The sequence below is a fragment of the Paraburkholderia megapolitana genome (assembly GCF_007556815.1).
GTDB lineage: Bacteria > Pseudomonadota > Gammaproteobacteria > Burkholderiales > Burkholderiaceae > Paraburkholderia > Paraburkholderia megapolitana.
Map to the genome: position 1 here is coordinate 2,700,854 of NZ_CP041745.1, position 13,265 is coordinate 2,714,118.

Annotated in this window: 13 protein-coding genes; 7 read left to right on the forward strand and 6 right to left on the reverse strand. The window is 63.8% G+C overall.

Features of this window, described 5'->3' with window-relative positions:
• Positions 1-9: 9 nt before the first annotated feature.
• Positions 10-756, reverse strand: a complete 747-nt coding sequence (gene lolD, locus FNZ07_RS25300; RefSeq protein ID WP_091014212.1) for a lipoprotein-releasing ABC transporter ATP-binding protein LolD — start codon at positions 754-756, stop codon at positions 10-12.
• Positions 749-2,002, reverse strand: coding sequence for a lipoprotein-releasing ABC transporter permease subunit (locus FNZ07_RS25305; protein WP_091014215.1), 1,254 nt, complete (start codon positions 2,000-2,002; stop codon positions 749-751). Before FNZ07_RS25305 ends, lolD begins: the two co-directional genes overlap by 8 nt.
• A 289-nt stretch (positions 2,003-2,291) precedes the next feature.
• On the opposite strand from FNZ07_RS25305, the gene FNZ07_RS25310 reads away from it, so the two are divergent.
• The 7 genes from FNZ07_RS25310 (at position 2,292) to FNZ07_RS25340 (ending at position 9,920) form a co-directional block, all read left to right on the forward strand.
• Entirely contained in the window at positions 2,292-3,410 is a 1,119-nt protein-coding gene (locus tag FNZ07_RS25310; RefSeq protein WP_091014217.1) for a regulator, read from the forward strand.
• 28 nt (positions 3,411-3,438) lie between these two features.
• Entirely contained in the window at positions 3,439-5,145 is a 1,707-nt protein-coding gene (gene recJ, locus FNZ07_RS25315; RefSeq protein WP_091014220.1) for a single-stranded-DNA-specific exonuclease RecJ, read from the forward strand.
• 159 nt (positions 5,146-5,304) lie between these two features.
• Positions 5,305-6,409, forward strand: a protein-coding gene (gene prfB, locus FNZ07_RS25320) for a peptide chain release factor 2 (RefSeq protein WP_143098098.1) whose coding sequence is annotated in 2 segments (ribosomal slippage) — positions 5,305-5,385 and positions 5,387-6,409 — 1,104 coding nt in all. Because the reading frame shifts where the segments join, the coding sequence is not laid out codon by codon here.
• 149 nt (positions 6,410-6,558) lie between these two features.
• Positions 6,559-8,085, forward strand: coding sequence for a lysine--tRNA ligase (lysS, locus tag FNZ07_RS25325; RefSeq protein ID WP_091014225.1), 1,527 nt, complete (start codon positions 6,559-6,561; stop codon positions 8,083-8,085).
• 306 nt (positions 8,086-8,391) lie between these two features.
• Positions 8,392-9,078: a glycine zipper 2TM domain-containing protein gene (locus FNZ07_RS25330; protein ID WP_091014229.1), complete on the forward strand. Its 687-nt coding sequence runs from the start codon at positions 8,392-8,394 to the stop codon at positions 9,076-9,078.
• Between the two features lie 258 nt (positions 9,079-9,336).
• Positions 9,337-9,543: a DUF2191 domain-containing protein gene (locus FNZ07_RS25335; protein ID WP_091014770.1), complete on the forward strand. Its 207-nt coding sequence runs from the start codon at positions 9,337-9,339 to the stop codon at positions 9,541-9,543.
• Positions 9,540-9,920, forward strand: a complete 381-nt coding sequence (locus FNZ07_RS25340) for a type II toxin-antitoxin system VapC family toxin (RefSeq protein WP_091014232.1) — start codon at positions 9,540-9,542, stop codon at positions 9,918-9,920. The genes FNZ07_RS25335 and FNZ07_RS25340 overlap by 4 nt, the downstream gene beginning before the upstream one ends.
• A gap of 74 nt (positions 9,921-9,994) precedes the next feature.
• On the opposite strand, the gene iscX is transcribed toward FNZ07_RS25340, so the two are convergent.
• The 4 genes from iscX to hscB form a co-directional block, all read right to left on the reverse strand.
• Positions 9,995-10,192, reverse strand: a complete 198-nt coding sequence (iscX, locus tag FNZ07_RS25345; protein WP_091014236.1) for a Fe-S cluster assembly protein IscX — start codon at positions 10,190-10,192, stop codon at positions 9,995-9,997.
• A gap of 15 nt (positions 10,193-10,207) precedes the next feature.
• Positions 10,208-10,549 carry an ISC system 2Fe-2S type ferredoxin gene (gene fdx / locus FNZ07_RS25350; protein WP_091014239.1) on the reverse strand — a complete coding sequence of 114 codons (342 nt, stop codon included), beginning with the start codon at positions 10,547-10,549 and terminating at the stop codon, positions 10,208-10,210.
• 150 nt (positions 10,550-10,699) lie between these two features.
• A complete protein-coding gene (hscA, locus tag FNZ07_RS25355; RefSeq protein WP_091014244.1) occupies positions 10,700-12,571 on the reverse strand; it encodes a Fe-S protein assembly chaperone HscA in 1,872 nt (623 codons plus the stop codon).
• Between the two features lie 73 nt (positions 12,572-12,644).
• A complete protein-coding gene (gene hscB / locus FNZ07_RS25360; RefSeq protein WP_091014248.1) occupies positions 12,645-13,172 on the reverse strand; it encodes a Fe-S protein assembly co-chaperone HscB in 528 nt (175 codons plus the stop codon).
• Positions 13,173-13,265 lie beyond the last annotated feature (93 nt).

Genomic DNA, 13,265 nt, shown 5'->3' on the forward strand with positions numbered 1-13,265 from the left:
TCCGGAAAGTCAGGCAGAAACGACGGGCTCCTCGTGCAGCACGCCATCGCGCAGACGCATGATGCGGTCGCAGCGCCCCGCGAGATCGGGGTCGTGCGTGACGATCACGAAGCTCGTGTTGAGCGTGTTCGAGAGTTCGAGCATCAGGTTGAAGACCGTGTCCGCGGTGCCGCCGTCGAGGTTGCCGGTCGGTTCGTCGGCAAGCACGCAGGCCGGTTTCGTGACCAGCGCCCGAGCCATTGCAACGCGCTGACGTTCACCGCCCGACAGTTCGCCCGGCCGATGCTTGGCCCGGTTCGCGAGACCGACGCGATCGAGCATCTCCAGCGCCTCGCGGCGTGCCACCTCGGTGGTCAGACGGCGGATGCGCAGCGGCATCGCGACGTTGTCGAGCGCGGTGAATTCCGGCAGCAGGTGGTGGAACTGATACACGAAGCCGAGTGCGCGATTACGCAGGTCGTTGCGCTCACGCTCGGTCAGCTTCGTGAACGGTCGACCCATCACCGAGACGTGACCGGCGCTCGGGTCGTCTAGACCGCCGAGCACATGCAGCAGCGTGCTCTTGCCGGAACCCGACGCACCGACGATCGCGAGCTTCTCGCCGCGCCGCACGCTGAGCTCGGTGTTATTGAGCACCTGCACGTTCAGGCCGCCCTGCACGAACGACTTCGAGATGCCCGTTGCTTCGAGCACGTAGGGATAATTCGCGGCATCGCCGGACATCGTATCGATCACGGAACGTTGTTTGTTATTCATAGCGGAGCGCCTCTGCGGGGCGCACTTTCGCACCGCGCCAGCTCGGGTACAGCGTCGCGAGCGACGACATCACGAATGCGATCACACCGATACGGATGACATCGCTTGCGACCAGGTCCGACGGCAACTCGCTGATGAAGTACACCGACGGCGGCAGGAACTGAACGCCGAGCAGATGCTCGATCATCGGCACGAGCCACGGAATACTCCACGCGATCAGACAGCCAAGCGCCACGCCCGTTGCGGTCCCAATGAAACCGATCGTCACGCCCTGCACGACGAAGATCTTCATGATCGAGCGTGGCTGCGCACCGAGCGTACGCAGGATCGCGATGTCAGCCTGCTTGTTCGTCACGGTCATTACCAGCGACGACACCAGGTTGAACGCAGCGACCGCAATGATCAGTGTGAGGATGACGAACATCATGCGTTTCTCGATCTGCACCGCGGAGAACCATGTCTTGTTCTGCTGGGTCCAGTCGCGAATATATAGATCGCCCGATAGCGTGCGCGCCAGTTGATGCGCGACTTCCGGCGCACGCTGCATGTCCTTCAATCGCAATCGCACGCCGGTTGGTGCCGGCAATCGGAACAGAGCCTGCGCATCCTGGATGTTGATCAACGCGAGCGTGCTGTCGTACTCGTAGTGCCCCGATTCGAACACACCGACAACTGTGAACTGTTTCAGGCGCGGCAGCATGCCGGCGGGCGTTATCGTGCCCTCGGGCGCGACGAGTGTGATCTTGTCGCCCTTGCGGACACCGAGGTTCGACGCAAGGTCGGCACCGAGCACGATGCCGAAGTCGCCCGGCGTCAGTGAATCGAGTGTGCCCTGCTTCATGTCCTTGCCGATATCCGAGACCTGCGGCTCGAGCGACGGCTCGACACCGCGCAGTGCGACCCCGCTGACCGCATCCGAGCGCGTGAGCAGTGCCTGCGCATCGACGTACGGCGCGGCACCGATCACCTCATGATTGAGCCGCGCTTCTTTCGCGGTGAGCTGCCAGTCCGGCATCGAGCCGGTCGGCGAAAAGATCTCGACGTGCGCAAGCACCGACAGCATCCGGTCGCGCACCTCTTTCTGGAAGCCGTTCATCACCGACAGCACGACGATCAGCGCCGCCACGCCGAGTGCGATACCCGACATCGATACGAGCGCGATGAACGAGATGAAGCCGTTACCGGTCGTGCGTTTGCCGGCGCGGGTATAGCGCCAGCCAATCTGCCATTCGTAGGGAAATTTCAAGCGAATCCTTGTCTGCTGTTCTGCGGCCCATCTGCGATCCGGCCGCGGCCCTCTGCTGCTTATGTTATCCGTGTACCGAGCCGGGGGCCTGTCGTGCGCTTCCGGAACTTCGGGTAGACGGTTTCTCTCGTCGGGGTTCGTACCACCTGAACACCTTGACGCTTGGGTTAGCGCAAGCCCCCGATGGTTCCTCGAAAACCGCCCCAGTCGTCGTGCGGGCTTCCTTGCGGGCGCACCGGAGCAGCGACAACCACCGTTACCACCGATCAACCGCGAAGTTTGCCATACAATGCGCAGCATCATGCATGTTGACCGTCTTCATCTCCTCCTGCCTTTCACGCTGCCTGCGGCCGCCGACGCTTCCACCGCCCTGTCCGGCTCCAGCCACCCGGCCCATCCAGCGATAGACCGGCTGGTCGCGCGGGCGAGCGAGGTCGAACGGGTCATCGGGGAAGACTTTCAGCGCACGCTGCCGCACGAGCGCTGGGTCGCGCAGCAATTCGGCGCAGTCCCCGGCAACGCAACCGCCGCCGACGAAGCCCCGCTCGCCCCTTACATGCTGCGCGCCGACGGCGGCGATCCGGGCAACGCAACGTGGGCCTGTGTGCAACCGGTCCATGTACGGATCGCGCACGACCACCTCGTCCTGATCGACCCCGCCTCGCTCGACCTCACCGACGACGAAGCCGCCGCATTGCTCGCCGTTGCGCGACCGCTGATCGAAGAACTCGGTGTGCGCATCGAAGCACCGAACCCACTGCGCTGGTATCTATCGGGCGATGGTTTCGGCACGCTGGCCGGTGCGTCGCCGCTGCGCGCAAGCGGTCGCAACATCGAAATCTGGCTGCCGCACGAAGCGCATACCGGCGCGCGCTCGCGTGCATGGATGAAATTGCAGAACGAAGTCCAGATGGCGTGGTTCGAACATCCGGTCAACGAGGCCCGCGAAGCGCGCGGGCTGCCCGCCGTCAATTCGATCTGGTTTCATGCGCAAGGCATGGCGCAACCGGTGACAAGCCCGTTCGCACAGGTTCTGTCCAATGCCGCGGCAACCCGTGGGCTCGCGCTCACGGCCCACGTCGCGGTGGACGCCGCGCCGGTTTCGCTGGAAGCACTCAAGGCAGGCGCGCAACATGGCGCAGACGCGGCACCGGGTGCGACGCTCGTCGAACTCGACCCGCTCTCGGCACCGTACATCGAGCAGGACTGGGCGCGCTGGAACGACGGTTTCGCCGCGCTCGAGCGCGACTGGTTCGCGCCCGCGCTCGCCGCGCTGGAAAGCGGCCAGTTGCATGAGCTTGGCATGACGCTCTGCGGCGATACCGGTTCGGTGACGCTCGCCGTGCGCCGCGGCGATCTGCGCAAATTCTGGCGGCGGCGCATGTTCGCGTCGCTTTTCATCGAATGAAGTTCCGACTGTCTCACGGCCTCACTGCATGACTCGAATCGTTACGCGCACCTGCTCTCCCGCCGACGCTGAAGTACTGACCCGCCACGGCCTGCATCCGGTGCTCGCGCGGCTCTATGCGGCGCGCGGCGTCTGCCAGCCCGACGAACTCGAAACGGGCCTCGCGCGGCTGGTGCCGCCCGCTGCGTTGCGCGGCTGTGAAGAGGCAGCCGTGCTGCTCGCCGACACGCTACAAAACCAGCGCCGTATGCTGGTCGTCGCCGACTATGACTGCGACGGCGCGACCGCCTGCGCGGTCGCGGTGCGTGGTCTACGCATGTTCGGCGCGCAGATCGACTACCTGGTACCCAACCGCTTCGAATACGGCTACGGCCTCACGCCGGAAATCGTCGCGCTCGCCGCCGCGCGACCGGCCGGCAAACCCGATCTGTTGATTACTGTCGATAACGGCATCGCGAGTGTAGACGGCGTCGAGGCGGCCAACGCGCTCGGCATCGACGTGCTCGTCACCGATCACCACTTGCCCGGCGACACGCTGCCCGCCGCGCGCGCGATCGTCAACCCGAACCAGCCGGGCTGCACGTTCCCGAGCAAGTGCATCGCCGGCGTCGGAGTGATGTTCTACGTGCTGCTCGCGTTGCGCGCCGAACTGCGCAAGCGCGGCGCATTTGACGAAGCGCAGCCCGAACCGCGGCTGGACGGTCTGCTCGATCTCGTCGCGCTCGGCACCGTCGCGGACGTCGTGAAGCTCGACGGCAACAACCGCGTACTCGTCGCGCAGGGGTTGCAGCGTATCCGTAAAGGCCGCATGCAACCGGGCATCGCCGCGCTGTTTCGCGCGGCCGCGCGCGACGCGCGCAGTGCCTCCGGTTTCGATCTCGGCTTCGCGCTCGGTCCGCGGCTCAATGCGGCCGGCCGGCTGTCGGACATGTCGCTTGGCATCGAATGCCTGACCACCGACGATATCGGCCGTGCCTGGGAGCTCGCCCAACAGCTCGACGGGATGAACCGTGAGCGGCGCGAAATCGAGGCCGGCATGCAGCAGCAGGCGCTCGCGGATCTTTCGACGGTCGACCCGGCGGGCGCGGCGACGATCACGCTGTTCAACCCGGGCTGGCACCAGGGCGTGATCGGGATCGTCGCGGGTCGGTTGAAAGAGAAATTTCACCGGCCGTCGTTCACGTTCGCGCCCGCCGACGAGAGCGGTACGCTCGTCAAAGGCTCCGGCCGCTCGATTCCGGGCTTCCACCTGCGCGACGCAGTCGATCTGATCTCGAAGCGCGAGCCGGGGCTGATTGTGAAGTTCGGCGGCCATGCGATGGCGGCTGGCATGACGATCGCGGCCGCCGACGTGCCGCGTTTTTCGGCTGCTTTCGAAGCGATCGGTCGCGAATGGCTCAGCGAAGACGCGCTCGCGCGGATCGTCGAAACCGACGGCGATCTGGAAGATGCGTATTTCACACCGCAATTCGTCGCGCTGCTCGACGCGGCCGTATGGGGCCAGGGCTTTCCGGCGCCGGTGTTTTCGGGCGAGTTCGAGATCGCGTCGCAGGCGCTCGTCAAGGACAAGCATCTGAAACTGCAGTTGCTGCGCGGCCGCCAACGCTTCAATGCGATCTGGTTCAACCACACCGAATCGTTGCCGGCCCGCACGACGCTCGCGTACCGTCTGACCAGCGATATGTGGAACGGCGTGTCGCGGGTGCAACTGATCGTCGAGCACGCAGCGGGCTGACCTGCGCTACGTGCTGTAGTGATTACGGCACATAGCGCACGATAAAAACCGCGAGAAAACCGCCAAACCCCGCAACAGACAGCCTCGCCGGGACGGCTGCGCCCCCCCGATGCGCTATAATTTCCCCCTTTTACAGCAGCGGAAAGCAAGAAGACCGACATGGAAGCGGAACGCCAGAATTCAATCGAAAGCTCCCTCGCGGACCTGCGCCAGCGCGCCGGCGAGCTACGGGGGTATCTTTGACTACGACGCCAAAGCCGCGCGTCTAGCCGAAGTCAACAAGGAACTCGAAGACCCCGACGTCTGGAACGACTCGAAGCATGCCCAGGGGCTCGGTAAGGAAAAGAAACTGCTCGAAGGCGTGGTGCACACGCTGACCGCGCTCGACGGCGATCTGCGCGACGCGCAGGACCTGTTCGACATGGCGCGCGAGGAAAACGACGAGGACACGCTCGTCGCCTGCGAAACCGACGCAGCCGCACTCGAACAACGTGTCGCCGACATGGAATTCCGCCGGATGTTCTCGAACCCGGCCGATCCGAACAACGCGTTTCTCGACATCCAGGCCGGCGCTGGCGGCACCGAAGCCTGCGACTGGGCCGCCATGCTGCTGCGCCAGTATCTGCGCTACTGCGAACGCAAGGGCTTCAAGGCCGAAGTGCTCGAAGAGTCGGAAGGCGACGTCGCTGGCATCAAGAATGCGACGATCAAGATCGAAGGCGAATACGCGTATGGCTTCCTGCGCACGGAAACCGGTATTCACCGGCTCGTGCGCAAATCGCCGTTCGATTCGTCGGGTGGCCGGCACACGTCGTTCTCGTCGGTGTTCGTCTACCCGGAAATCGACGATTCGATCGAGGTCGACATCAATCCGGCCGATCTGCGCATCGACACCTACCGCGCTTCGGGCGCGGGCGGACAGCACATCAACAAGACCGACTCGGCCGTGCGGATCACGCACCTTCCGTCGGGCATCGTCGTGCAATGCCAGAACGACCGCTCGCAGCACCGCAACCGCGCCGAAGCGATGGCGATGTTGAAATCGCGTCTGTACGAAGCCGAAATACGCAAACGTCAGACCGAGCAGGACAAGCTCGAATCGAGCAAGACCGATGTGGGCTGGGGCCATCAGATCCGTTCGTACGTGCTCGACAACAGCCGTATTAAAGATCTGCGCACCAACGTCGAAATCAGCAATACGAAGAGCGTGCTCGACGGCGACCTCGATCCGTTCATCAGCGCCAGCCTGAAACAGGGCGTTTGATGCACCTGCACGGCGGGAATCACGTTGCACGCGGTGTTGCCTGTATCGTGATCCTCGCCGGCAGATGTCCGGCACCGCCGCTGCCCCGAGTCCGCGCCTGTTGACGCACTACCCTGTCGTTGCGGGACCTTCCCGACTACCGAACCATCATGACCGAACCGAATCAGCCGAACGCCGCGCCCGAACCGGACGAAAACAAGATCATCGCCGAGCGTCGCGAGAAACTGCGCGAACTGCGTGAACAGGGCGTCGCCTACCCTAACGATTTCCGCCCCACACATCACGCCGACGATCTGCAGACGCAGTACGCCGAGACCGACAAAGAGGCGCTCGAAGCGAAGCCGCTCGAAGTCGCGCTTGCCGGCCGCATGATGCTCAAGCGCGTGATGGGCAAGGCCAGCTTCGCCACCGTGCGCGACGGCTCGGGCCAGATCCAGTTCTTCATCACACCGGCTGACGTCGGCCAGGAAACCTACGACGCGTTCAAGAAGTGGGACCTCGGCGATATCGTCGCCGCGCGCGGCGTGCTGTTTCGCACCAACAAGGGCGAACTGTCGGTGCGCTGCACCGAACTGCGCCTGCTGACAAAGTCGCTGCGTCCACTGCCGGACAAGTTCCACGGCCTCGCCGATCAGGAGATGAAGTACCGCCAGCGCTACGTCGACCTGATCGTCACGCCCGAAACGCGCAAGACCTTCGTCGCGCGCACGAAGGCGATGTCGTCGATCCGCAAGTTCATGGCCGACGCCGACTTCATGGAAGTCGAGACGCCGATGCTGCATCCGATCCCCGGCGGCGCAACCGCCAAGCCGTTCGTCACGCATCACAACGCGCTCGACATGCAGATGTTCCTGCGTATCGCACCGGAGCTGTACCTGAAGCGGCTCGTGGTGGGCGGCTTCGAGCGTGTGTTCGAGATCAACCGGAATTTCCGTAACGAGGGCGTCTCGGTGCGCCACAATCCGGAATTCACGATGATCGAGTTCTACGCGGCGTACACCGATTACACGTGGATCATGGACTTCACCGAGCAACTGATCCGCCAGGCCGCCGTCGATGCACTCGGCAGCGCGACCATCAGCTACCAGGGTCGCGAACTCGATCTGTCGAAGCCGTTCCATCGTCTGACGATCAACCAGGCCATCCAGAAGTTCGCGCCGCAGTACACCGATGCGCAACTCACCGACGACGCGTTCCTGCGCACCGAACTGAAGAAGTTCGGTGTCGATGCATCGCAGCCGCAGTTCCTCAATGCGCGCGTCGGCGCGCTGCAACTGGCGCTGTTTGAAGAGACCGCCGAAGCCCAGTTGTGGGAGCCGACCTTCATCGTCGACTATCCGCTCGAGGTGTCGCCGCTCGCGCGCGCGTCGGACAAGTTCGACGGCATCACCGAACGCTTCGAGCTGTTCATCACCGGGCGTGAAATCGCCAACGGCTTCTCGGAGCTCAACGATCCGGAAGATCAGGCGGCACGCTTCAAGAAGCAGGCGGACCAGAAAGAAGCCGGCGACGAAGAAGCGATGTACTACGACGCCGACTACATCCGCGCGCTCGAATACGGGATGCCGCCGGCCGGTGGCTGCGGCATCGGCATCGACCGTCTGGTGATGATGCTCACCGACAGCCCGAGCATCCGCGACGTGATCCTGTTCCCGCATCTGCGCCGCGAAGACTGACGCAGCATTCTTGCTGAATGCATGACGAGGGCGGCCGGTTCACACCGGCGGCCCTTCTTTCTTTTGATGACGCTTTGTAACTATCGGTAAATGCCGCGCGATACCGCTGCACAAGTTGCGCAAATGGGCCTGCACCGAGGTTCGGAATCGCTGGAAATTCAAGGCTCTATCTACTGCCGGCTGTTTCGCCGCATTTTCCGTGCAGTACGCACCCAGGAATTGGTTACAAATTGAAACCCGTCCAGAACGCCTGTGTCGGACACTGATCGTCGTAACAATCGACTCTGCTTGAGACGGAGGCCACTCATGGACCCTATGAACACTATCCAGCCCACCGAAAAACGCCGCATGCATCCGCTCGTCGCGACTGCGGCGGGTGCCGTTCTCGTTGCCAGCCTCGCTGCGACGGCCGCGGTGACCGGGCTCTTCCCGACGGCATCGAGCAACGATGCGCAGAATACTCAGACGCAGGCGGCTCAGGTTGCGCAGCAGCCGGTTGTCAATTCTGCTCAGCCAGCCAATCCGGCGATGTACGCGCAGCAACAACCGCAGCAGCAGGTGCAAGCGCCGCCGCAACAGCAGCAGTACGCTGCGCAGCAAGCCCCGCAGTCTGGGCAGCAGCAGTACGCGCAACAGCAGCCCGCCCAGCCCGCTTACTGTTCGAGCTGCGGCACCGTTGAAGCGATCTCGGCGGTCCGTCAGGAAGGCCACGGAACCGGCATTGGCGCGGTTGGTGGTGCCGTTGCAGGCGGTCTGGTCGGCAACCAGTTCGGCCGTGGCGGCGGCCGTACGGCGATGACAGTCCTTGGGGTGCTTGGCGGCGGTCTGGCCGGCAACACGGTAGAGCGCCATCTGCGCAGCACGACCGCGTATTCGGTGCGGGTGCGGATGGAAAGCGGCAAGGCGCGCTACTTCACGTACCACGACGCGCCGCCGTTCCAGCAAGGCGAACGCGTGCAGATCGAGCACGGCACGCTCGTCGCAATGAACTAGGTTTGTTGCTGGCGGCGGCATGCGCCGCCGCCCGCTTTATCTACGCTGCCCACAAGCAACAAGGCGATCCCCTTTCGGGGGATGTAAATCCAGATCGCCGAAAATCCCCTACCCCCGATATACCTGCTGGCCGACCCGCCGGGATAGCTGGCTGCGGCCTGTCCGTCATTCCAGAACACACCGCATGGCTTCTTGTCTGCCCTTTGTCGATCAATTTGATGCTAAAATTGATGCTCATCGTCATCACTTGGAGTGATCGTGCGAACTACCGTCACCGTCGACGACCTGCTCTACACGCGTGCCCTCGAACTCGCTGAACCGGGAATCAGCGCAGCGGATCTCTTCCGCGAAGCCCTGGAGACGTTCGTCCGGATCCAGGCTGGCAAGCGCCTCGCCGCGCTCGGTGGCCACGCACCCGAGATGGCCGAGATTGCGCGGCGGCGTCCGGATGGGACGTCCCGATGAACGTCCTGATCGATACCTCGGTCTGGGTGGATCATTTCCGGCGCTCCAACGCCGAGCTGCAGCAGCTTTTGCGAGTTGATGTTTGCGTCACGCACCCCCTGGTTGTCCTCGAACTGACCTGCGGCACACCGCCGGAGCCGCGCGCACAGGTACTCAGCGATATCGCCCTGCTACGCCAGACGCGACTGGCCACACACGCCGAGGTGGCGGGCCTGATCGAGCGTGAGCGTTTATATGGACTGGGATGTGGCGCGGTGGACTGCACCTTGCTGGCGTCGACGCTATTGACGCCGGACACGCGATTCTGGACGCTGGACCAGCGTCTCAGACGGCTGACCGAACGGTTCGATGTGTGCTACGTGCCGCGTGTGCACTGAAGTTTTTCTGAAGGGCCGAGAGGGCCAAAGTTGGTTGCACCGCGCAGACAGACTGCGCGGCTCGCGTACTCTACTCAATAGTCGGCGTCTTCGATCCACGCCGCCTGAATCGCTTCGAGAATCTTCTCGTTCGAGCGGTTAGGATCGTCGTCGAAGCCTTCCAGCTCCATCACCCAGCGGTGCAGATCGGTGAAGCGCACCTGCTGCGGATCGATATCCTGGTGCTTGTCGGTCAACGCCATTGCGATCTCTTGCGTGTCGGTCCACTTCATGGCTGCTCGCTCCTGTTAGTGATTTTCCTTCGCATGGTTGATCGAGTACCGCGGAATCTCCACCACGAGATCTTCGCCTTCCGGCACGAGCGCCTGGCACGACAGGCGCGATTCGGGCTCGAGCCCCCACGCCTTGTCGAGCAGATCGTCTTCGTCTTCTTCCGAAGGCGTCAGCGTATTGAACCCTTCGCGAACGATCACGTGGCACGTCGTGCAGGCGCACGATTTCTCGCACGCGTGTTCGATCTCGATACCATTATCCAGCAGATTGTCGCAGATGCTCTTGCCCGGCACAGCATCGATCACCGCGCCCTCGGGGCATAGTTCGATGTGAGGCAGCACAACGATTTGAGGCATACGTATTCCGTTTATCCGTGAGGCGCGGCCGCCGCAACCGGCTCCGCGTCATTTTACTGGCAGCGCGCGACGTTCTCGTTGCAGCGCGCGGCTGTGATTGTGATGCGCCGGACCGGCTTGCTTGCGCCATCCGGCAACCGCTACTTGCGCCTAGATCTCGTCGAGCTTGCGCCCCGCGAGCGCGCGGCGAATGCCTTTGTTCATGCGGCGGGCGGCGAATTCGTCGGTGGCTTCGGCGAGCGTGCGGGTCGCGTGTTCGATGACGTCGGTGTCGTCGCCCTGCGCTACCGCGCGCAATGCAGCCAGATGCGTGTCGAGTTCGGCGCGTTCGGTGTCGTCGAGTAGCTCGCCGTCGGCAGCCAGTGCCGCATCGGTTGCTTCGAGCAGGCGCTGCGCCTCGACCTGCGCCTCGCGCAACGCCCGCGCGCGCATGTCGACTTCGGCGGTCTTGAAGCTGTCTTCGAGCATCCGGGCGACATCGTCATCAGCAAGACCGTACGACGGCTTCACGACCACCGATGCCTCGACACCCGACAACTGCTCGCGGGCAAACACCGACAGCAGCCCATCCGCATCGACCTGATACGTCACACGAATCCGCGCGGCGCCCGCGGCCATCGGCGGAATGCCACGCAGTTCGAAACGCGCGAGCGAGCGACAGTCGGACACGAGTTCGCGCTCGCCCTGCACGACGTGGATCGCCATCGCCGTCTGGCCGTCCTTGAACGTCGTGAAGTCCTGTGCACGCGCTACAGGAATCGTCGAGTTACGCGGAATGATTTTCTCGGTCAATCCGCCCATCGTCTCGACGCCGAGCGACAGCGGAATCACGTCGAGCAGCAGCCAGTCGTCGCCGTCCGCGCCGCGGTTGCCCGCCAGCAAATCGGCCTGGATTGCTGCGCCGAGCGCCACGACGCGGTCGGGATCGAGGTTGATCAGCGGTGGCTGGCCGAAAAAGGCTTCAACCGCGCGGCGGATCACCGGCATCCGCGTCGCGCCGCCGACCAGCACCACACCCTTGATCTCCGCCGTCGTTACCTTCGCATCGCGCAGCGCCTTCTTCGTTGGGCCGAGCGTGCGCTGTACGAGCGCGCGCGTGATGGTTTCGAAGGTTCCTTCATTGATCGCCAGATCGAGTTGCGCGCCGCTCGACAGCGGCACCGAAAGCGTTAGATACGGCGTATCGGTCAGCGCTTCCTTCGTCTCGCGCATCCTGTCGAGTAGTCCGCGTACGTCTTCCGGCGTGAGCGTGTCGGGCGCGATATCGGCCTGCTCGAGTGCGTAGCGATACAGCGCCTGGTCGAAATCGTCGCCGCCGAGTGCCGAGTCGCCGCCGGCGGCCAGCACTTCGAACACACCCTTGGTCAGCTTCAGGATGGACAGGTCGAACGTGCCGCCGCCCAGGTCGTATACCGCGTAGAGCCCTTCCGAACCGTTGTCGAGCCCATAGGCAATCGCGGCCGCGGTCGGCTCATTGAGCAGGCGCAGGACATTGAGACCCGCGAGGCGCGCAGCATCCTTGGTTGCCTGGCGCTGCGCTTCGTCGAAATATGCCGGTACCGTGATCACCGCACCGACGAGTTCGTCGCCGAGCGTGTCTTCGGCGCGCTGGCGCAACGTTGCGAGAATTTCCGCCGACACTTCGACCGGGCTCTTCACGCCGTCGATTGTGCGGATCTGCACCATGCCCGGCGCGTCGACGAAATCGTACGGCGCGTTCTCCGCGCCTTCCACTTCGTGCTTGCCGCGCCCCATGAAGCGCTTGACCGAGACAATCGTGTTGCGCGGGTCGATGGCGGCTTCGGCCTTCGCAACGCGGCCGATACGCCGCCCGCCCTTCTCCAGGTAGCGCACCACCGACGGCAACAGCGCATGGCCGTCCTCGTCGGGCAGCACGTCGGGCACGCCGCTACGTACGGCCGCCACCAGCGAATTCGTGGTACCGAGGTCGATGCCGACTGCGAGGCGCCGCTGATGCGGTGCCGGCGCCATGCCGGGTTCGGAGATTTGCAGTAAGGCCATCTGTGATCTTCTTCGGAATCGTTCGATTCACCCGCGTGAATCGCGTTGCTGTTTGGGGGCGCCGAGTGTCGGGTCAGGCTTCGAGCCGCTCGATCTGCGTGTCGATCTCCGCCGCGACGCGCTCGATGAACATCAGTTGCCGCACCGCTTCGCTCGCCGCCTGATCGGCACCACTGTCGAGCAGCGCCGCGAGCTTCGTGAAGCGCACGTTCTCTTCTTCGCGCAGTTCGGCAAGCAAGGCGTCGAGCGCGTCGACATTCTTCGCACCCGCTGCATCTTCGATGCCTTCGCGCCACTCCATCTGCTGCATCAGGAACGCCGGCTCCATCGCCGTATTGTTCTCGGCACCGACATCGATACCGCGCAGCGTCAGCAGATAAGTCGCGCGCCGCAACGGATCGCGCAGCGTCTGATACGCCTCGTTCGTGCGCGTCGCCCACTGCATCGCGATGCGCTTTTGCGCATCGCCGGCAGCGGCGAAACGGTCGGGGTGCACCTGCGCCTGCACGGTACGGTACGCATCGTCGAGCGTGCGCATGTCGAGCGTATAGCGTGCCGGCAGATTGAAGAGATCGAAGTGGCTGTCGTTCAGCGAGGCCATCGTGTACGTCGTCGCGTGGTTCGGTTTGGAGTGAGCGGAGGAAGCGGACTGTGTAGCGAGGAAGCGGGCAAATTAAAAAGGCGGCCCACGCCG